The sequence below is a fragment of the Corynebacterium sp. UMB8791 genome (genome assembly GCF_054166365.1).
Map to the genome: position 1 here is coordinate 1 of NZ_JBSZCG010000102.1, position 20,048 is coordinate 20,048.

Consider the following 20,048-nt stretch of genomic DNA (forward strand, 5'->3'; position numbering starts at 1 on the left):
ATGGGGTGGGAGATGGTGAAGCTGGGGGATGTTGCCGAGGTTGTTACCAAGAAAGTGCCGGGAGAAAACCTCGACCCTGCGACACCATACTTTGGATTGGAACACCTCAAAACCGGTGGCGGAATTCTAGGAAACAGTCGTGCCGATGCGTTTTCGCTTAAAGGCGGAAAGCCCGTATTCGAGTCCGGTGACATTCTGTTTGGACGTCTCCGGCCCAATCTCCGCAAAGCTGCTATTGCATCTGCGCCGGGCACGTGCTCAGGTGACATCACTATCCTCCGCATGATTAACGGCGACGATACCCACTACCTGTTGCATTTCTTACTTAGCGGTTTCGCATTTGCTCAAATCAAAAGGCATCTTAACGGGATCAACCTTCCCAGGATCAACAACCGCGACCTCTTGGAGATCAAGGTCCCTCTGCCTCCTCTGGAGGAGCAGCAGCGCATCGCGACAATTCTGGAAACGGTAGAGGAGGCGATCCGCGCTGAAGAGCAGTCCATTTCAAAGCTAGAAACACTGATCAAAAATCTGGCACCAGAAACGAACCGAACTGTCCCGATTGGAGAATACGTAGAGAGAATTGTCTCCGGGAAAAGCCTCAAAGAGCATTCAACGCCTGGAGGGCCACGTGTCCTCAAAATTAGCTCGACCACTAGCGGGTACTTCAAACCAGAAGAGTCGAAACCCTTGGACCCGAGCTACGAACCCCCTGAGCATCACCGAGTACAAGAAGGGGACCTACTCGTTTCTCGAGCCAACACCACCGAACTGGTGGGGGCGTCTGCAATCGTGGATCAACCCTATGAGAATTTGCTGTTGCCGGATAAGTTGTGGCGTTTGGTCACGAAGGACTCGGTCGACCCTTTCTTCCTATGGGCATGTCTGCAGCACCCACTTACACGGAATGCGATTAGTAAGGCATCTTCCGGTAGCGGCGGAAGCATGAAGAACATTTCGCAAACTAATTTTTTGTCCGTTGAAATTCCAGATGTCGACGCAGCTCTGCAAACAACAGTTGGAAATCAAGTCCGGACGGCTTTTCACCAGCGAGCACTTCGCAGCAGTAAATTGACACTGCTCCGAGAGCTCTACACCTCCCTTTCCTCTCGGGCTTTCTCGAGAGAGCTTTAGAGCTGACAGATAAAAGGACTCGTTAAAGACCACTTGGCAATCTACTCGAAACGGTTTCGAGTAGATTGTTTTGCGCTTTTCACGACTTGAAAGTTCGTTTCGAGTACGTTTCGAGCCATACGCAGAATTACATTTGGACTATCTTCCACCCGGTCGCATCTCGGACAATGTTGTAGGTCTCTTTTACAAACGCCTCGGGTCTATTCCGCGGGCGGACAATCCTCAAGGTTCCACTGTCCGCGGCACAGCCACTACCTGCGACTTTCCTGGCGTAAACCCGTCGAGGTGTCCGCCGCGCGGACAGGCAACCACACCGGCTTTCCGCGGGGCGGACAGGTTCCCATCGGTGCATGCGGCTTCGCAGTTGGTGCAAGGGTCCGCGGGGCGGACAGCTCACGCGTTCCGAATGTCCGCGCGGCGGACAAGTCGTCACTGGATTCCGCCGCGTGGACAGATCTTCACCGCTCACCCGGAAGCCGGGTCATGTTGTTGGTGGTTAGCGTGGTGGGACGGAGAGGGCGTCAATAAGAAAGTAATCGCTGCTTCCACTGTCCGCGGCACCTCATCTACCAGCAACTTTCCCGGCGTGAAGCCGTCAAGGTGTCCGCCGCGCGGACAGGCAACCACACCGACTTTCCGCGGGGCGGACAGGTTGCCACCGGTGAATGTGGCTTCGGGGTTGCGGCAGAGTTCCGCGCCGCGGACACTCTGCAAAACCTCGGCTTCCAAGTCGAACTGTCCGCGGGGCGGACAGTGGGATCGTATTCGGGTGTCCGCGGGGCGGACAGTTGGCAGCAGTGAACATGGTGTGGATGACGGAAAGGTACCCGTGGTGGAAGGGGCGTCGATAAGAAATTAACCGCTGATTCTGCTGTCCGCTGCGCAACCACTACCTGCGGCTTTCTTGAAGTAAACCTATCGGGGTGTCCGCGGGGCGGACAGGTTGCCACCGGTGAATGTGGCTTCGGGGCTGTGGCAAAGTTCCGCGGGGCTGATAACGGAGTCGGTGTTCAAGTGTCTGTCGCGTGGATGATCAGCAGCGGTCTTTGTCGCACACCCATCACTCACGAAAAGAGCAAACTCACATTGCCAAAGTGCAAAACCAAAGTGTGAAAGTGTAAAACTTTTTGCAATGAGGAGGGCTTCCCACGGTTCAAACTGTTAAACATGCAGATCATGAAAGTGTGAAACTTCAAAAACCATACTTTCAAAGTGCAAAAACTGTTGCTCTCAGACCGGTTACGTTTCACACGAAACGGAGGAGACGGTGATGGTCAAGCGAGTAAGTTTGTTCAGCTGAGCACCCGTGACACTCGTCCGTACGCTACGTGTGGCCGCAGCATTCCACAAAGTTAGGGTACTAAGTTTGGCCATCTGGCTGGATACGCAAACTTGTGGTTAGAAATTGTGAGTTCTCCTGCGATGCATGTAACCGTTCGGTGAAACTACAAAATGTAACCGTTCGGTGATATGATAAATAATCACCGAACGGTTACATGGAGGTATCATGGAACAGCGTACTTCTTACCAGCCTGAATCAGTATCCGAGTTGACCGCGGCAGTTCGAGATCGTCGTCTACAGCTTGGATGGACTCAACTTGAACTCGCGGAAAAGATTGGAATGAGCCGAAAATGGGTCAGCGACATGGAGCGCGGCAAACCCACCATCGAAATATATCCCCTGCTCAGGGCAATCGGAACAGTCGGGCTAGGAATAGAACTTCAACTCAAGGAAAGCAAAAATGTCCAAAATCCTACACGCATACGTAGACGGAAAGCTGGCGGGCTCGTTCGCGGAAAGCCGCGGCCAAATAACGTTTGAGTATGCCCTTGGAGCCACACAACCTATTTCACTTTCGATGCCAATAAGTTCCTCTCGTCACAAGAATAAGGCTGCAAGCGCCTGGCTATGGGGTCTCCTGCCTGACAACCAGGAGGCGCTCAGATCAATGGCCGTGGAAGCTGGCACATCTGCCACATCTGTATTCGGGTTACTTCAACACCATGGCAGAGACGTCGCTGGTGCGATACAGCTTCTTCCACCTGGTGAAGTACCCAGTGATGCCCGAAAAAAGAGCGTGACAACCGTGCAAGAACGTCTTTCAGACACAGAGCTCGAGCAGCTATTGCGGGAAACAACCGACAGGTACAGCGGTAAACCCGTCACCACTTTCGTTACAGATGCCTTTAAATTCTCCGTCGCCGGTGCGCAACCAAAAATTGCCCTTACCGCCGACGAGAACGAAGATTTTCTCCCCCCGAGCAAGGAATTCCCAACTACGCACATCATCAAACCAAACGATCCACAGAGCTCCAGCTATATCAAAGAGATGGACATACTTGAAGTTATGTGTCTTGCCGCAGCCCGTCGCGTTGGGCTCGACGCTGCGAATGCATACTTGTGGTACGCACCATCCGGGACAATGAGCGCCGTAGTAACAGAACGTTATGACCGCGCAATCAACGAAGACGGAACGATAGACCGGTTGCATCAGGAGGACTTCTGTCAAGCCATGAGCGTTTTGCCGGAAAAGAAATATCAGCATCAACACGGCGGACCCGGACTGAATGCGATTAGTAAATTTCTAGAAAGTACACTACCTGCTGTAGACGCTCCCCGTGTCATTCTTGATCTTTTTAGAGCTGCAGTTTTTAACGTGGGAATTGTAGGGACCGATGCGCACGCTAAGAACTACTCACTCATGATCGAGGGCTCTACAGTGTCACTAGCCCCGCTCTACGATACGATCTCTGCTGCTTCACACGTTCAGATTTATGACAAAGTCTTCTTCCCAATGAAAATAAATGACTCCTACAACATGATGTCGATTACCCCGGACGGCTTAGTGAAAGCTGGTACAAAGATGGGGATCCCGGAACAGCAAGCACACGATTCTGTCTATAGCATTCTTTGCAAACTCCCTGGTGCTATTGAAGATGTTGCTGCTGAGATGGGTGAGGTCGATCTAGGACAATCAGTTCTTGATGGTTTAGCTCAGTTTTCTCCTGTGCGATACATTTAGTCGCTTTTCAACTTTCATTCACCACGCACAACAGACAAGGGCTGGCGCTGAAATTTGGTGCAGAGCAACCCCCAGCCAGCCACAACCCAACGGTATAGAATAACGCGCAGGCGAACGAGCGCACCGGGAAGAAAGGCGATCAGGTGAGCATCACTCCACGTCCGTCCAACTTTGGCTTCGTTGGGCAAGCATGGCCCCAGCTCATTATTGAGTGTCGCAATGCGGAGGATGCCGCGCTGACCAACCCGCGCGCGTCGATGTTCCAATCCAGGTTCGTGTTAGAGCAGGTCATTGGGCATATCGCAGCGTTGAATGGGCTGGAGAAACAGTCCAACATCTTTGATACGCTGACCAACCCGGACTTCTCGCGGCTGCTGCCGGAGACGATCCGTTCCAAGATGCACATCCTGCGCAAGGCCGGCAACACCGCGGTGCACAGCGAAGCGCACATCACCAGCGATGAGGCGCTGCAGGCGCTGAAGCACCTGTATGACGTGATGGTGTTCGCAACTACGCACTTCTCGGGGAAGACGATTCGAGGGATTGCGCCGTTTGACGTCGAGATCTTGAAGCAGGCACCGCGGCAGGCGGCGTTGAACCAGCGGCAGATGATGGCGCTGGCGGCGAAGGAGAAGTCCGCGAGGGAGCAGGCTGACCTGTACAAACTGCAGCTGGATGAGGCGCAGCAGCGGGAGCTGGAAAAGGCTGCGGGGTATGAGGAGGAGATTGCGAAGCTGCGGGAGCAGATCCGCAAGCAGCAGGAGAAGCTGACGCCGCCGGCGCCGCAGTTGGCGGTGGATGAGGCGCAGACGCGACGTGACATCATCACGCCGATGCTGGAGGATGCCGGGTTTGTCCGCAGCCGCACGCTCATCGAGGAATACCCGGTGGCGGGCATGAAGGTGGACTATGTGCTGCTGGATACGCAGGGTGTGCCAATCGCCGTTGTGGAGGCAAAGAAGGCCAGCCGCAGCATTAACGACGGCCGCCAGCAGGCCGCGATCTACGCCGACGCCATCGGCAACGCGACGGGACGTGTGCCGCTGATCTTCTACACCACCGGGTACGAGGTGCGTTTTTGGGACAGGGACGCCGACCTGCCGGGCGGTGTCGGCTACGAAACCCGCACTATTGAGTCCTACCCAACAGTGCGTGCGATGGAGGCGCTCATCGCCCGGCGCGACAAGCGCCAACCACTCAGCGCGCACAGCGCCACCATCACCGAGATCGCCGGCAGGCCCTACCAGCTGGAGATGATCCAGTCCGTGGCGGAGGCGTTCGGCAAGGGTAAGCGCCGCGCGCTGTTGGTCATGGCGACGGGGACGGGCAAGACGCGTGTCTCCATCGCCACCGTGTCCATGCTGTTGGAGGCCGGCTGGATCCGCAACGTGCTCTTCCTCGCCGACCGCAAAGCGCTGGTCACGCAGGCGCACGCGGCGTTCAACGAGCACCTCGCAGAGGCGGTGCCCGTCAACCTGACCACCAACCCCGCCGGCGAGGGCCAGGTGTACGTGAACACGTACCAGACCATGATCGGCATGATCGGCGAAGGCCAACGCTTCAACTCCTTCGACTTCGACCTCATCATCGTCGACGAGGCCCACCGGTCCATCTACCAGCGCTATCGACGCATCTTCGACTACCTGGACGCCCTCGTCGTCGGACTGACAGCCACCCCGCGCAGCAACCTCTCCCACGACACCTATACCTTCTTCGGCTGCGAGCCCGACACCCCGACCGGCTACTACAGCCTGAGCCGCGCAATCGAGGAGGGCAACCTGGTGCCCTACGAGGTATTCTCCGGCAGCACCGCCTTCATGCGCCGGGGCATCTCCTACGGCGAACTCACCCCCGAGCAGCAGCTGGAGTGGGAAAACGCCGAATGGGGTGTCGACGAACACGGCGACCCACTTTCCGCACCCCAGGAAGTCAACGCCGCCGAGATCAACGCGAAGCTGCTCAACCGGGACACGATCCGGAAGGTGTTGCGCCAAGTCATCGGCAAGGGGCTGAAGGTCGACGGAGCGGACCGGCTGGGCAAGACCATCATCTTCGCCCGCAACCAGGCCCACGCAGGCCTCATCGCCGACGAGTACCGGGCCATCTTCCCCACCACCGCCACCCGCGCCGAAGTGATCACCCACGGCGTGTACAACGCGGAAGCACTCATCGCCGAGTTCAAACAGCCCGACTCCGGCCTGGACATCGCCATCAGTGTGGACATGCTCGACACCGGCATCGACGTCCCCGAGGTCGTCAACCTGGTGTTTTTCAAACCCGTCTACTCCCCCACCAAATTCTGGCAGATGGTCGGCCGCGGCACCCGCCTGCGCCCTGACCTGTTCGGCCCCGCCGTGGACAAAACGTGCTTCTACATCTTCGACTACTGCGACAACGTGCGCCAATTCAGCGGCACCACCAACACCACGGAAGGCTCGCACCAAGTCTCGCTTTCGCAGCGCAGCTTCACCACCCGCGCCCGCCTACTGCTGACGGCCACGGATGAAGTGCGAGGGGACGTCGCAAAGCATCTTTCGGACGCCGTGCGCAGCGTGCCCCACCGCAGCATCCTCGTGCCCACCGAAGCACGCGCCTACCTCGAACGATTTAGCGACGCCACCCCCTGGCTCACCGCCGACGCCGACACCCACCAACAAGCCGTCACCGCACTCGCGCCCCTGCCCTTCGCCGCGACCGGCGACAAAGAACAAGCCCGGCGCTTCGACTACCTCATCTACCAGCTCGAACTCGGACTGTTCGAAGAGCGCGGCGACTGGGACGTGCTCGCAGAGAAAGTCGTCGGCATCGCCGAGGCGCTGCTGCAGAAAACCAACATCCCCACCGTTGCCAACAACGCGGCGCTCCTCGAAGCGCTCGCCGGCCCGCAGTGGTGGGACGGAGTGACCTACAAGGACCTCGAACTGGTCCGCAAAACCGTGCGCGGGCTCACTGTCTTCCTCGACAAAGCGCAGCGCGTCGTGGTGATCACCGACTTCGAAGACGAACTCGGCGAACTCGAACACAGCACCCTCCAGGCCACCGGCGGCACCCAACGCGAGAGCTCCGTCGTCGAAGAAGAACTCCGCCGCGCGCTCGAAGGCAACACCACCAGCCTGGCGCTGCGCAAACTCCGCAACGCGCAACAGCTCAGCACGCACGACCTCGACGAACTACGCCAGCTGCTGCTCAACGCCCACGTCGACGGCGCCGCCGAACTCGCCGACACCCACCAGGCCAAACTCGGCCTCTTCCTGCGCGAAGTCGTCGGGATGGACGCCACCGCCGTCGAGGCACACTTCGAGGAACTGCTGCACTCCACCGCCCTCAACTCCGTGCAACGTGCGTTCCTCAACACCGTCGTCAGCGAGGTGATCCGCAACGGCGTCGTCGAAGCACACGAACTCACCCAACCGCCCTTCGACGAAAACGGCTCCATCATGGACATCTTCCACGATAACGTGGGCGTTGTCCTGCAACTCAACGACAGCCTCAAGCAGCTCAACAACACCGCCATGCCGAGCGCGGGGTAGCTTCGATCGCGATTTCTATAAAATCAAGCGCATGAGCACATGGGCACAAATCCTTGGCGTTGGCGCGACGGCACTGCTGATCGGCGGTGGCGTCGGCGCAGGCACCTACGCAGCCATTAACGAGCCGGACCCGGCGCAGTACGCCATCGCTACCACCGCCGAGGCGCCACGCCTCCAACTGACCAACCCCGACGGCCTGCTCACCCCAGCTGACCAGGCGCAACTCGAGCAGAACCTCCAGCGCATCGACCACCCAGAAGTCGTGCGCACCATCCACATCCTCGCGTTCAACAACGCCGAAAACACGCGCGACAACATCAACGACACCATCGAGGAATACTTCCGCGCCCACTACCCCGACGAAATCCTGGACAAGCACGGCTTCCGCGACGGCACGCTCATCCTCGCCGTGGACATGGCGCACCGCCACCACGCAATCTACGCCGCCGACGACGTCGCCGACGTCCTCGACCTCCACAGCGAATCATCGCGCGTCTCCTCAGTTATCGACGCCATGGTCCCCGGACTACAAAGCAACAACGTCCCCGCCGCCCTGTTCGCCGGCGCGAGCCTCGCCATGGACACCGACGGCCTGCAGCAGGAGCGTTACGAGTCCGCAGTCGACGACCGGATCGGGGGTGGCATCGGCGCCGGTGTGGGATCCGGCGTGTTGGCAGGCGTTGTTGGCGGCACAGGCGTCGCGCTGCGCAACCGGCGCCGCCGATTGATCGAGCAGGCGCGGGCGGACTACTCGCTCGTGACCAAGGAATACGCCGACCTCGCCGGGCGCCTCGACGGCATCGACGTCCGCGCCAACTCCCTGACCAGCGCGTTTGCTGATGCGGAGCTGCGTCGTCAATGGGGCGACGTCCGCGACCGCTTCCTCAAACTCCACGACACCGTCTCCGGCGCCGGCGGCATCAACAGCATCCCCATCTCCGACGACGCCGCTGCCTACCGCGCCCGCAAACAACTCGCCGACGCCGCCGAAACCCTCACCCACACCAGCCACGCCGAAGACAACATCAACCGCCTCTTCAACATCGAACAAGGCGACACCACCGCCCGCCGCACCGACCTCGCCCGCCTCAGCAGGGACATCACCAAAGCCCGCACCTCAATTAACGACGCCACCCTCCGCCAAGAACTCGTCGCTTTGGAGGACCGCGTCCGGCAGCTAGATGCGGACCCCGCCAGCCCCACCTTCCTCGACAACTACCTCCGCCTCCTCTCCGACTACCGCATCATCCTCGACGCCGTCAAAGACAAAGAGTTCAGCGACGTCAAAGACCGCCACAAACTCACCACCCCAGCCATCTACGACAAGGACTACTGGTACCCCACCTACATCCCATTCGTTGCGATGCAGTCCTGGCACAACACCAACGTCGCCGCCGCGAACTCGGCTGCTTCTTCCTCTTCGGGTGTGAACACGACGTTCAGCTCGGGGTTCACGGCCGCTGGCGGGTCGGGGAGTTTCTAGGGGTTGGTCCTGCACCAAATTCCCTCATACGCGCTCGCCGACCTGGGCTTTTGCAGATTGGGCTGCTGAAAAGCGGGAATGTGGTGCATGTCCCGGCCTTAAAAACATCAGAATGCAGATTGATGCTAAATTGGCGTTGCAGACCTCCACCGCACATGCGGAATTTGGGGGTCTAGCTGTTTTCCAGGGCTATTGGCCGTATCTTCGGGGAGTTCCACCCCAGTCTCATCTCTAAACCGGTCCGGGATAGATCTTGAAATCTTGTAAATTTGAGGCCTGTGGAATCCATCTGAGCAGGAGGAATCTGAGTGATAGCCTTATTCTCGTGCGAAAAATGAACATTAATTTCAGGGCCGAATGGAATAACGCGCAAGTCATTGCCGCTCTGCTCGTTGCTTTCGTGTTATTCCTTGCCATGGTGCACTGGGGGTTGGTGCTCTTCTGGGAAAAGCCCTGGCAGGAATCGCTTGCGACGATATTTTCATATCGAGGAGCGATACCTGCTGCCGCAGCTGCCGTACTTACGTTAGGTATCGCCACCAAGTCACTGTCGCAGAAATCAAATGCTGATGACCGCTCTGCGTACTACGAACGTGTTCAGTGGGCAATCGATATGACACTTGCAGAAAATCCCGCTCAGCAAAATGCAGGTTGGCATTTTTTGACCCCAATGCTGGAGTCAGGGTTGAAGTCTTCAGAAGATATCGGGTTTACTCGGGCAATTCTTGAATACGACAATAAATTTAACCCGAAGAATTCAACCTTTTCGCCGGGTACTACTTCGAAGAACTGGGTTTCAGACCTAGAGATTTTGTTACTATTATCCGTACTAGGTCATAACAGGGATAGGAAGGAGTCTGCTGATGACTGATCAGGCAATGGCAGAGCGGAAGTATCCACTGACCGAGTCCCATAAACGAATGATCGAGCAGTTGCCAATGACACAGGCGAAAGCTAGCCGTGATTTGCAAGAGTATGCCAAGAAACTCGAAGCACGTCAGAACCGGCCCTTATGGCAGCGGATTCTAGGCATTTATCCGATATAGATGGTGTTGCCCGGAGGGCTCCACACATAGGTTAAAAGACCGAGTGTGATCCATGCGACCATCAAACACAGCCACAAGCAGCGGTTCTAAAACGTTTCACGGGGCTTCTCCTAGTATGAGTAGTGTTTCCTTGCAGGATAAATGCAAATATTTTTGCACACAATTGTTTGCTCTGCCCGAACACATTCACTCCCGCTGGCTGACTAGCCGTCACCGATCTAGGCTTTTACAACTTGGCCAACTCAAAGCGAGGGAATGTGGTGCAGGCACCTCTTCCCTGCGCACCAAATTCCTGGTTTTTCGCGGGGCGCTCGGCGTTTTCCCAGGTCGCGATTCGGCAAGATGGGAATGTGGTGCGCGTCCCGGGCACTTGAGTGCCAAAGGACGCAATTCCGAAAAGTAGCACCGACATAGTGCCTGGTCAGCAATGGGCTGGATGTTTAGGGGTGCGTCCTTTGGCACTCACGGCACTCGAGACCTAAGAACGCCAAAGGCCCCACCAAAAAGGCGGGGCCTAAGACAAAAAAGCTACTCCACGGTGACGGAGTTGATCACAACGTCCTCGACGGGGCGGTCCATGCGGCCGGTCGGGACGTTGGCAAGCTCGTCGACGACCTTGCGGGAAGCCTCATCGGTGACCTCGCCGAAGATGGTGTGGCGGTTGTTCAGCCACGGCGTCTCGGCGACGGTGATGAAGAACTGGGAACCGTTGGTGCCTGGGCCGGCGTTTGCCATGGCCAGCAGGTATGGGCGGTCAAACTGGAGTTCTGGGTGGAACTCGTCGGCGAACTGGAAGCCTGGGCCGCCGGTGCCGGTGCCGGTTGGGTCGCCGCCCTGGATCATGAAGTCGGGGATGATGCGGTGGAAGATGGCGCCGTCGTAGAAGGGGCCTTCGGTGGTGCCGGAGGCGTTCTTGGTGGAGTAGTCGAGGGTGCCCTTCGCCAGGCCGGTGATGGTGTCAACGGTGTGTGGGGCGTGGTTGCCAAACAGGTCGACTTTGATGTCGCCGTGGTTGGTATGGAACGTCATTGTCTGCGTCTTTTGAGTCATGGTGTACAGCGTACACGACCCTCCACGCCCCTCGTCCGGTGTTAGCGCTGGGCGAGCACCGCGTCGCGTGCAGCAACCAGGTTGCGTAGCGACGGCACCACTTCCTCATACTTGCGGGTCTTCAGGCCGCAGTCGGGGTTGACCCAGAGGTGTTCGGCTGGGACGTGGCGCAGTGCTGCTTGGAGCAGTTCGACGATTTCCTCGACGGAAGGGACGCGTGGTGAGTGGATGTCCCAGACGCCGGGGCCGATTTCGGAGTGGAAGGAGTCGTCGATGTCGGCAAGCAGTTCCATGCGAGAGCGGGCGGCTTCGATGGAGGTGACGTCGGCGTCGAGGCCTGCGACTGCGTCGATGATCTGGCCGAACTCTGAGTAGCAGAGGTGGGTGTGGATCTGGGTGGTCGGAGTGGCGTTCAAGGAGACGAGTCGGAAGGAGCGGACGGCCCAGTCGAGGTAGGACGGGCGGTCCTTGGCTCGGAGTGGGAGGAGTTCGCGCAGGGCCGGCTCGTCGATTTGGATGATGCTGATGCCGGCTTCCTCGAGGTCGCGGACTTCGTCGGCGAGGGCGGCGCCGATTTGGTCGGCGGAGACGGACAGGGGGACGTCGTCGCGTTTGAAGGACCAGGCCAGGATGGTGACTGGGCCGGTGAGCATGCCCTTAACCGGCTTGTTGGAGAGGGATTGGGCGTAGGTGGCCCATTCGACGGTCATTGGGGCTGGTCGGGAGACGTCGCCGTAAACGATTGGTGGGCGGGTGCAGCGGGAGCCGTAGGACTGGACCCAGCCGTTTTCGGTGACGACGAAGCCGTCGAGGAGTTCGGCGAAGTACTGGACCATGTCGTTGCGTTCGGCTTCGCCGTGGACGAGGACGTCGATGCCGATTTCTTCTTGCAGTTCGATGACCTGCTTGATTTCTTGCTGCAGCGCTTCCTTGTATTGAGCGTCGCTGAGTGTGCCGTTGCGGTGTGCGGCGCGGGCTTGGCGGATCTCGGGGGTTTGGGGGAAGGAGCCGATGGTGGTCGTCGGCAAGCTGGGGAGGTTCAGGGCGTCGCGCTGGGCCTGCTGGCGCTCGGCGAACAGCGGCTGGCGCTGCACCTGACCTGCGGGAAGCGTGCCAAGACGCTTGGCGACAGCCTCGTCGTGGCGCAACGGGGATTCCGCGCGGGTGCGCGCGACGCGGGCGGACGCGGCGAACGCGACCTCGGCGGCCTGCGGGCCGGCGCTCAGGGCGAGGGCTTCGGCGATCTTCTCGTCGGCGAAGGCGAGCCAGGTGGCGACGTCGACGGGCAGGTTGCGCTCGGCCTTGAGGGTGTGCGGCACGTGCTGCAGCGAGGTGGACGTGGTCACCGATGTGGCGCCGAGGGTGGTGAGGATTTCGGTGCGTTCGGCGAGGTCGGCGGCCCAGACGTTGCGGCCGTCGATAAGTCCGGCGACGAGGTGTGTCTCGGGCGCGACGTGGGCGCGGACCTGCTCGACGTAGTTCGGAGTGGCCTGCAGGGTCCACGGGGACAGGTCGACGTGGAGGGCTTCGGGCTTGAGTTCGCCGAGGACGGGCAGGGCGGCGTCGGCGGCGCCGTATGGGGTGGTCAGGTAGACGTTCGGGCGCGCTTCGGCGCCGAGCAGCGCTGACCATGCCTCACCCAGGTAGCGCGCGACATCGGTGTCCGGGGTGTCAACGTCAGCGACGACGATCGGCTCGGCGACCTGGACCCACTCCACACCGGCCTGGCGCAACGCCGCGAAGACCTGAGCGTACGCATCGACAAGGGCCGGGAGCAGGGACCACTCCACCGGCTTCGACAGCGCGAGGAGCGTGACCGGGCCGACGAGGTACGGGCGAACCTGGTGGCCGGCCTCGCGGGCCTCCTCCACGATGCGCACGATGCGGTCCGGCACCGGCGTGATCTCCTGGCCTGCGGCAACCTCAGGCACGAGGTAGTGGTAGTTGGTGTCGAACCACTTCGTCATCTCCAGCGGCACGCGGGTGGCGGTGCCGCGGGCGAGCGCGAACTCCTCATCCAGGTCGGTGCGGCCGGCGACGAGGCCGACGGTCAGCGCGGTCTCCAGGACGTGGTCGTAGAGGGCGACGTCCGCCGGGATGGCGTAGGGCTCGGAAAGGCCGAGGTCACGCAGGTGGTTGTACGTATCGATGCGCAGGGCGCGCGTCGTGGAACGGAACGTGTCCGCGTCGATCTGCCCGGACCAGTAGGACTCCAGGGCGCGCTTCAGTTCGCGTTGCGCGCCGATCCTCGGGTAGCCCTCGATGGTCGTGGTGGGGAATGCTACGGTGCTCACAGGTTGAGTCCTTTCAATAGTTCACGTGTTACTGCTAAGTCGTTATGTGTGTAAACATGCAGGCCACCGGCGCCAGCCTGCAGAATCGTGCGCGCTAACTCAACGGTGAGTCGCATGCCAATCTGGTGCTCCTCCTCCGGTGTCCGCGCCGCTTCAAGCTGCTTGATGACGTCCACCGGGGGTGCCACACCGGACAACTCACCCATCCTGCGCACCCGGTTCACGCTGGTCATCGGCATGATGCCGGGGATCAGCGGGATGCGCACCCCGGCGAGCCGGGCACGCTCCGCGAAGCTGAGATAGTCCTGCGCGTCGAAGAACAGCTGCGTGATGGCGAAGTCGGCACCGAGGCGCTGCTTCGCCAGCAACACGTCCAGGTCCTGGTCGTCGCTGGTGCTCTCCGCGTGTCCTCGCGGGTAGCAGGCCACCGACAGCGCCAGCTTGCCGGCGGCGAGGCGGTAGGCCTGGGCGTCGGCGACGTCCTGGATCAGGTTGAGCAGGTCCGTCGCGTGCTGCAGGTGTGTGTCGGGCAGACGGTCGAGTCCGGCTGGGATGTCGCCGCGAAGGGCGAGGAATCCGCGGACGCCGGCGTCGATAAGCTGGGTGATCCACTGCCGCAGCTCGTCGGGCGTGCCGGCGGTGCAGGCGAGGTGCGCGATGGGGCGCATGCTCGTGGTCTGCGCGATGCGCTCGATGAGGCGGGCGGTGCCTTCCAGCCAGTCGCTGCGGTGCGAGCTGGTGACTGACACGTAGTCGGGCTGGTAGGCGGCGAGCCCTTGGATGAGGGCGTCGAGCTTGGCGGAGTCGGCGCTGTGACGCGGTGGGATCACCTCGAAGCTGAGCGCCGTGCGTGCCCGCTGCGGGCGTGGTGCGAGCTCCTCCTCGATGCCGTCCAACGGTGCCGACGCCGAGATCCGCGTTTCCAACGTTGCCTGCCGCACCTGACTCACCTGCCTTCTGTTGCTTCCTGTTGATGGGGTGCAATGAAATTTAAGGCTGGCCGCAAGGGTGCACAACTACTTTTGCGTATCGCGATGTATTGTCACAGGTCAGCGACCTGCGAAATGTGAATAATATTTCCCAAAACTGAACCGCTTGGTCTACTTCGCGCGGACTGTGGGGGCACATGTCGGTGCAGCCCGCTAGGGTGGTTGGGAAAGAACACAACGAAGGAGCACACATGAACCTCACCACTGCACGACTCGCACTGCGCGGCATCAGCGGCGCCTGGAACTACTTCCGCGAACTCAACAGCAAGCAGCAGCGCGACGTCTACGAAGCACTCACCGAAGCCATCAAGGACGACAACATCGACGACCTCCACGACCTCGCCGACGTGCCACAGCTCGAGGGGATCTACGACGCCGCGCGCCAGCAGGCCGGCAAAGTCACCCGCGCCAGCCACGCGCGTATCGACGCCCGCCGCGCCCTCCACGCCGCGACCGCCCCTGACCGCAAGGCTCGCCAGATCGCGCTGAAGAAGGAAGCGCGCAAGCGTGGGACCGGCTCGAAGGTCCTGCTCGCCTCCCTCGGTGCGGGCGCGCTCGCGGCCGGCGGCTGGGCGCTGTGGGAGTTCTACCTGCGCGAAAAGCTTGAGGAGCGCAACCACGAGCCCAAGCACGCACTGCGGGAAGACGCGACTGAGGGCACGTCTGAAGGCACGGCCACGCTGGTGTACTCCACCGATTCCGCCGACGACCAGTTCAGCACCCTCGACGCCCTCGACGAGGACCAGCGCCGCGCTACGAAGTAGAGCTCACCCGCCACGCCAGCAACAGGTGGTTGACCAGGCGTGTCTTCACGTCTGGGAAGAGGTCGCGCAGGTTCGCGCTCATCGGGCGGGTGACCACGATCAGCTCGGCGGCGATCTCGGAGGGGGTCAGCGCTGGGTCGACGAGGCCGTGAGCGGCGGCGAGGTCCAGCAGCTCTTGGACGTGCGCGAAGAACTCGTCGCGGCGCTGCCGCACCGTGGGCTCCAGGGCGTGCGGCGGCTCGTCCGCCAGGGCTGCTACCAGCATGCCGATACCCGAGTCGGCGCACGCCCAAATGAAGGCGCGCCACTGCTCCTCCGGGGCGCTGTCAAATTTGGCCAGCGTGTCCCCCAGCTTCGCGTCAAGCACGTCAATGAACTCGAGGGCGCACGCCTGGCGCAGGTCGGCGCGCGTCGGAAAGTGCCTGTACAGCGTGGCGATGCCCACCCCAGCGTGCTCCGCGATCTCACCAAGCGTGACCTCCGAGTTCGGGCGGGTTCGGAAGTTCTCCACCGCCGCCCGGATCAGCTGTTCGCGCTTCTGTCTCGCATCGGCCCGCATGGTGCTTCCTTTCCGCTTGACATTAACTGATAGTCAACCCTACGCTTAGCACCATTCTGCAACGAAAATCAACCAAAGTAGGTGTTCAATGGACTGCATCCTACGAGCCGTCGACGTCGTCGTGCGCCCAGGGAACAACCCGGTCAACCTCGAGGTTGGCGAAGGGTTCACGCTGGTCACATCGCCGCGCGAGTCCGGCGCGTCCACACTGAGTATGGCGCTCGCCGGCCGCTACGAACCACACAGCGGCACCATCGAACTTTTCGACGAGCCCACCACCGCCCGCCAGCGCTTCCCCGAGATTGCCCTGGCGGGCATCCCGCTCATCGACTCCGTCGAGCGCTCCGTTCCCACAAAAGAAATCATCCGGGAGCAAATCTCCTGGGAGCTGCCGTTCTTCCGCCTCATCCCGCGTGACCTGCTCGGCCACGAACTTGTCGAACCCTGGCTGGAGCCACTCCAATTCGACCTGGACGAGGACAAACTCAAGCTCGGTATCGGCGACCTCAGCATCGTTGACCGGATGCGGCTGCGTGTGCTGCTCGCGCTCATCGCGCGGCCAGACGCGCCACTCATCATCGTCGACGACCCAGACCAGCTGCGCAATTTCGAACTGCGCAAAGAATTCATCGACAACTTGCGCGACGTCGCAGAACTCAAACCAGTGCTGGTCAACAGCGTGAACAAGGAGGACCTATGATCGCAGGGCTGCACATCGGCAGCAACTTCCGAAAGTTCGGTCACGGCAAACTGCCGCCGCTCGCCATCATCGCCATCACGCTCATCCCGCTGCTCTTCGGCGGGCTGTTCGTCTGGTCCTACTACGACCCGCTGGGCAACCTGCACAAGATGCCCGTCGCCCTGGTCAACTCCGACGAGGGTGAGCACGGCCTTACCGTGGTCGAAGAGCTCATGGACGAGCAACCCATGGACTTCCGCCTCGTCAGCGCGGAGGAAGCCCAAAAGGGCGTTGCCGACGGCACGTACTACCTCGGCGTGGAGATCCCCAGCGACTTCTCCGAAGCCGCCGAATCCGTCAAGTCCGAAAACCCCCACCAGGCGAAACTCAACATCTCCCTCAACGAGACCAACGGGTTCATCCCCACCATGCTCGGCAACCAGGTGACCCTGATCATGAGCTCCGTCATCTCAGAGAGCGTGAGTAAAGAGGTGGTCAATCAGCTCTTCGTCGGCTTCAACACCATCCACGACGGCATGGTGAAAGCCGCCGACGGCGCCGACCAACTCGACGACGGCGCGCACAAAGCCAAGGACGGCAGCGGCAAACTGAAGGACGGCGCCGGCAAGCTCAACGGCGGCGTCGGGGAGCTCGACAACGGCATCAAGAAGCTCGCCGACGGCGCCCAGCAACTCGACTCCGGCATCGGCGAACTCCAGCAGGGCGCTAACACCCTCAACGAGAAGCTCGGCGAAGCCTCCCAAGGCGCCAACAAGCTTGCCAACGGCCTCACCGCCCTCCAAGACGGCACCGCCCAGCTCGGCGCCGGAGCAGCCGCCATCGCCGGCGGTGTAGGCAAGCTGACCTCCATCACGGACCAGCTCAACGTGGCCCAGAACACCTTCAACAGCATCAACGCCACCCTGGACCAGGCCATCCGTCAGCTCGACGCCACCCCAGTTCCCGGCGCCTCCGACCTGGCCAATCAGGCCCGCGGCCTGAAAGCTCAGCTCAACGGCGACCAGTTCGTTGCCATGAACCCGCAGATGATCAACGACCTGACCAGGCTGCGCAACGGCGCCCAAGAGCTGTCCACCCAGCTCAACGACCCCACCGCAAAGTACCGCGCCGGCGTCGAGCAAGCCGTCTCCGGCGCACAAACGCTCGCCCAGGGTCTGCAGATGCTGCACGACGGCTCCGGCACGCTCGTGGTGGGCGTCGGCAAGCTGAAGGACGGCTCCTCCCGCCTCGTCGTGGGAGCCAACTCCGCAGCCGAAGGCACGTCCAAACTCGCGGGTGGCTCCAACCAGCTCGTCGTCGGCCTCAACGACCTGAACGACGGCCTGGTCACCCTCAGCGACGGCACCGGCGAACTCAGCCTCAAACTCAACGAAGGCGCCGACAAAGCCCCAACCTGGGAAGGCGACCGCCTCGAGAAAGCCACCGAGGCCGCCGGCAACCCCGTCGTACACAACAACACCGGCGACGAACTCACCTTCTTCGGCAAGGGCCTCTCCCCCTTCTTCCTGTCCCTCTCCCTGTGGATCGGCGGGCTCGTGCTCTACATGATCCTCGCGCCGTTCTCACGCCGCGTCATCGACTCCGGCACCAACCCCTTCCGCATGGTCGCCCACACCCTGCTGCCGTCCCTGATCGTCGGCTTCGTGCAGGCCGTGCTGCTGTGGCTCGTGCAGGTCGTCGCGATCGGCGTCGAGCCGAAGCACCCACTCGGCCTCTTCGGCGTCCTGTGGTTCGGCTCCTGGGTGTTCATGTCGATCATCCTGGCCATCAACATGGTCTTCGGCCCCGCCACAGGCAGACTCGTCACCATGGCGCTCATGTCCCTGCAGCTAGTGGCGTCCAACGGCCTCTACCCACCCGAAGTGCAGCCAGGGTTCATCCAGTGGGTCCACGCCTGGGACCCGATGCGCTTCACCGTGGACATGATCCGCGTCGCCTTCTTCGGCACCCACGACGAGGACCCACGCCTGCTGCGCGCCATCGTGGTGCTCACGTTGCTAGCTGTGGCCGCGTGGTTGATCAGCGCGTGGGGCATGTGGAAGCGTCGCATCCTCAACGACAAGGACATCCACCCAGAGCTGGCGCTGTAAGGGGTGTGTGGGCGCTGGGGCCTGGTCCCTGGCACCACATTCCTATTTGGGGGTTCGGTGAGCTGGGGAAACGCTGCGGGCCTTTTCGAAATTCGGGAATTTGGTGTCTGGGCAGGGGATGCGCGCACCAAATTCCTGGATTTTGGCAGCCGGGTTTTGGAAAAGCCCAGTTCGACGGGGGTCGGAGAGGGAATCTGGTGTCCCATCGGGAGGTGCCAGTGCCAAAGGACGCAATTCTTGTTGGGGGATGGGATAAAAACCCAGGTCGTGAAGAGGGGGTTGCGTGCTTTGGCACTGAGGTGAGGGGGAGTGCACCAAATTCGCCCTCGTGGAGTTGACGACCCGGGGAAACGCCGCGGCGCCTTTTCGAAATTCGGGAATGTGGTGTCGTGATGCTTGGCCTGCGCACCAAATTCCCCCTTGGGCCCTAGGTGGCAGGCTGGTTGTGGGCCAGAACCCGAAGGAGGTCCACACCCATGCCCCCACACGATATTCCCCCGCTGATCCCCAAGCCACCAGAGAAGGATTGGGCAGATTACAACACCAACCCCGACCCCGACAAGACTCGTAAACGTCGGCGTGCAAGCATGCTTTCTGCACGCGATGTGCTGGCGTTGCCGACTGTCACGCTTGCACCCGGTGCCACGCTTGCTGATAGTGAGTTGGTCATGCCGGATGCTGCGGCAGTCGTGTTTATCCCCAACACTGAAGATCGCGGGATTGTCACCTATAGCGATACCCAGAAACAGCAGATGGTCAGGATCTATCACCAACTACCGTACGGGACAAAGAAGGTTTGGCTGGCCCGTCACGACATGGACGCATCACGAGTGATTCGGTGGATGAAGCGGTTTGATCTTGGCACGTTTACCCAGCAACAACGCGCCGCAGTCTATACCGGGGCAACTACCCCTGTACCGGTGGTGTTAGACGCTGAAGCAATCATCTCACTTGTCCACCAGTATGTGGCTGCCCCGCATGGGACAAAACAAGCCTTGCTGGATAAACACGGTATCTTGCAGTCAGCGATGCATGGCTGGATCGAGAAAGTCGCAAACGGCACGATTGCCCACTACACGCACACAAGAAAGGCAGAACCCTTGAACACCCCCAAGGCCACCAACAACGACATGGTCACCATTACCCGCAAGGAATACAACGCACTACAACGAGAAAACGCCAAGCTGCGCAAAGAAAACAAGCTGTGGAAGGACACCAGTGATGTACTGGGAAAAGCTATAGCGTCTCTGCCAGAAAACACTGGCGGGGACTCAAACGTGGCGGGAAAATCCTCACAGGCGAACAAACACAACGCTATGAGGCAGGCCTACAACAAGAAAACGAGCTAATCGAAGCACTCGTTGGTATCGGGCACTCAATGAGGAA

General features: G+C 60.6%; 15 protein-coding genes. 11 read left to right on the top strand and 4 right to left on the bottom strand.

Features of this window, described 5'->3' with window-relative positions:
• The 7 genes from ACXIUA_RS02645 to ACXIUA_RS02675 form a co-directional block, all read left to right on the top strand.
• A partial coding sequence (locus ACXIUA_RS02645) for a restriction endonuclease subunit S (protein WP_070363352.1) occupies positions 1 to 1,134 on the top strand: 1,134 nt, incomplete at its 5' end.
• Positions 1,135 to 2,641: 1,507 nt separating this feature from the next.
• Positions 2,642 to 2,956, top strand: a complete 315-nt coding sequence (locus ACXIUA_RS02650) for a helix-turn-helix domain-containing protein (RefSeq protein ID WP_083428364.1) — start codon at positions 2,642 to 2,644, stop codon at positions 2,954 to 2,956.
• Positions 2,877 to 4,157 (top strand): type II toxin-antitoxin system HipA family toxin, encoded by a 1,281-nt coding sequence (locus tag ACXIUA_RS02655; protein ID WP_071568029.1) that lies wholly within the window; start codon positions 2,877 to 2,879, stop codon positions 4,155 to 4,157. The genes ACXIUA_RS02650 and ACXIUA_RS02655 overlap by 80 nt, the downstream gene beginning before the upstream one ends.
• A 143-nt stretch (positions 4,158 to 4,300) precedes the next feature.
• Positions 4,301 to 7,687 (top strand): DEAD/DEAH box helicase family protein, encoded by a 3,387-nt coding sequence (locus ACXIUA_RS02660; RefSeq protein ID WP_457976061.1) that lies wholly within the window; start codon positions 4,301 to 4,303, stop codon positions 7,685 to 7,687.
• A gap of 31 nt (positions 7,688 to 7,718) precedes the next feature.
• Positions 7,719 to 9,170 carry a TPM domain-containing protein gene (locus ACXIUA_RS02665; protein ID WP_457976062.1) on the top strand — a complete coding sequence of 484 codons (1,452 nt, stop codon included), beginning with the start codon at positions 7,719 to 7,721 and terminating at the stop codon, positions 9,168 to 9,170.
• 325 nt (positions 9,171 to 9,495) lie between these two features.
• Positions 9,496 to 10,041, top strand: coding sequence for a hypothetical protein (locus ACXIUA_RS02670; RefSeq protein WP_256005878.1), 546 nt, complete (start codon positions 9,496 to 9,498; stop codon positions 10,039 to 10,041).
• Positions 10,034 to 10,216 (top strand): hypothetical protein, encoded by a 183-nt coding sequence (locus tag ACXIUA_RS02675; RefSeq protein WP_457976063.1) that lies wholly within the window; start codon positions 10,034 to 10,036, stop codon positions 10,214 to 10,216. The genes ACXIUA_RS02670 and ACXIUA_RS02675 overlap by 8 nt, the downstream gene beginning before the upstream one ends.
• A gap of 528 nt (positions 10,217 to 10,744) precedes the next feature.
• On the opposite strand, the gene ACXIUA_RS02680 is transcribed toward ACXIUA_RS02675, so the two are convergent.
• Genes ACXIUA_RS02680 through ACXIUA_RS02690 form a run of 3 tightly spaced genes read right to left on the bottom strand, consistent with a single transcriptional unit; the run spans position 10,745 to position 14,501 of the window.
• Positions 10,745 to 11,266, bottom strand: a complete 522-nt coding sequence (locus ACXIUA_RS02680) for a peptidylprolyl isomerase (RefSeq protein ID WP_070363359.1) — start codon at positions 11,264 to 11,266, stop codon at positions 10,745 to 10,747.
• A gap of 41 nt (positions 11,267 to 11,307) precedes the next feature.
• Positions 11,308 to 13,560, bottom strand: a complete 2,253-nt coding sequence (gene metE / locus ACXIUA_RS02685; protein ID WP_457976064.1) for a 5-methyltetrahydropteroyltriglutamate--homocysteine S-methyltransferase — start codon at positions 13,558 to 13,560, stop codon at positions 11,308 to 11,310.
• Positions 13,557 to 14,501 carry a methylenetetrahydrofolate reductase gene (locus ACXIUA_RS02690; RefSeq protein WP_369822223.1) on the bottom strand — a complete coding sequence of 315 codons (945 nt, stop codon included), beginning with the start codon at positions 14,499 to 14,501 and terminating at the stop codon, positions 13,557 to 13,559. The genes metE and ACXIUA_RS02690 overlap by 4 nt, the downstream gene beginning before the upstream one ends.
• A gap of 239 nt (positions 14,502 to 14,740) precedes the next feature.
• Here ACXIUA_RS02690 and ACXIUA_RS02695 point away from each other — a divergent pair, with 239 nt between their 5' ends.
• Positions 14,741 to 15,313 carry a hypothetical protein gene (locus ACXIUA_RS02695; RefSeq protein ID WP_457976065.1) on the top strand — a complete coding sequence of 191 codons (573 nt, stop codon included), beginning with the start codon at positions 14,741 to 14,743 and terminating at the stop codon, positions 15,311 to 15,313.
• Here the strand turns inward: ACXIUA_RS02695 and ACXIUA_RS02700 are convergent.
• Complete coding sequence (locus ACXIUA_RS02700; RefSeq protein WP_457976066.1) at positions 15,303 to 15,872, bottom strand: TetR/AcrR family transcriptional regulator; 570 nt, start codon at positions 15,870 to 15,872, stop codon at positions 15,303 to 15,305. The genes ACXIUA_RS02695 and ACXIUA_RS02700 overlap by 11 nt on opposite strands.
• An 88-nt stretch (positions 15,873 to 15,960) precedes the next feature.
• On the opposite strand from ACXIUA_RS02700, the gene ACXIUA_RS02705 reads away from it, so the two are divergent.
• The 3 genes from ACXIUA_RS02705 (at position 15,961) to ACXIUA_RS02715 (ending at position 20,011) form a co-directional block, all read left to right on the top strand.
• A complete protein-coding gene (locus ACXIUA_RS02705; RefSeq protein ID WP_421628844.1) occupies positions 15,961 to 16,572 on the top strand; it encodes an ABC transporter domain-containing protein in 612 nt (203 codons plus the stop codon).
• Complete coding sequence (locus ACXIUA_RS02710; RefSeq protein ID WP_457976067.1) at positions 16,569 to 18,662, top strand: YhgE/Pip family protein; 2,094 nt, start codon at positions 16,569 to 16,571, stop codon at positions 18,660 to 18,662. Before ACXIUA_RS02705 ends, ACXIUA_RS02710 begins: the two co-directional genes overlap by 4 nt.
• 476 nt (positions 18,663 to 19,138) lie before the next feature.
• Positions 19,139 to 20,011 carry a hypothetical protein gene (locus tag ACXIUA_RS02715; protein WP_284818802.1) on the top strand — a complete coding sequence of 291 codons (873 nt, stop codon included), beginning with the start codon at positions 19,139 to 19,141 and terminating at the stop codon, positions 20,009 to 20,011.
• Positions 20,012 to 20,048: the final 37 nt, after the last annotated feature.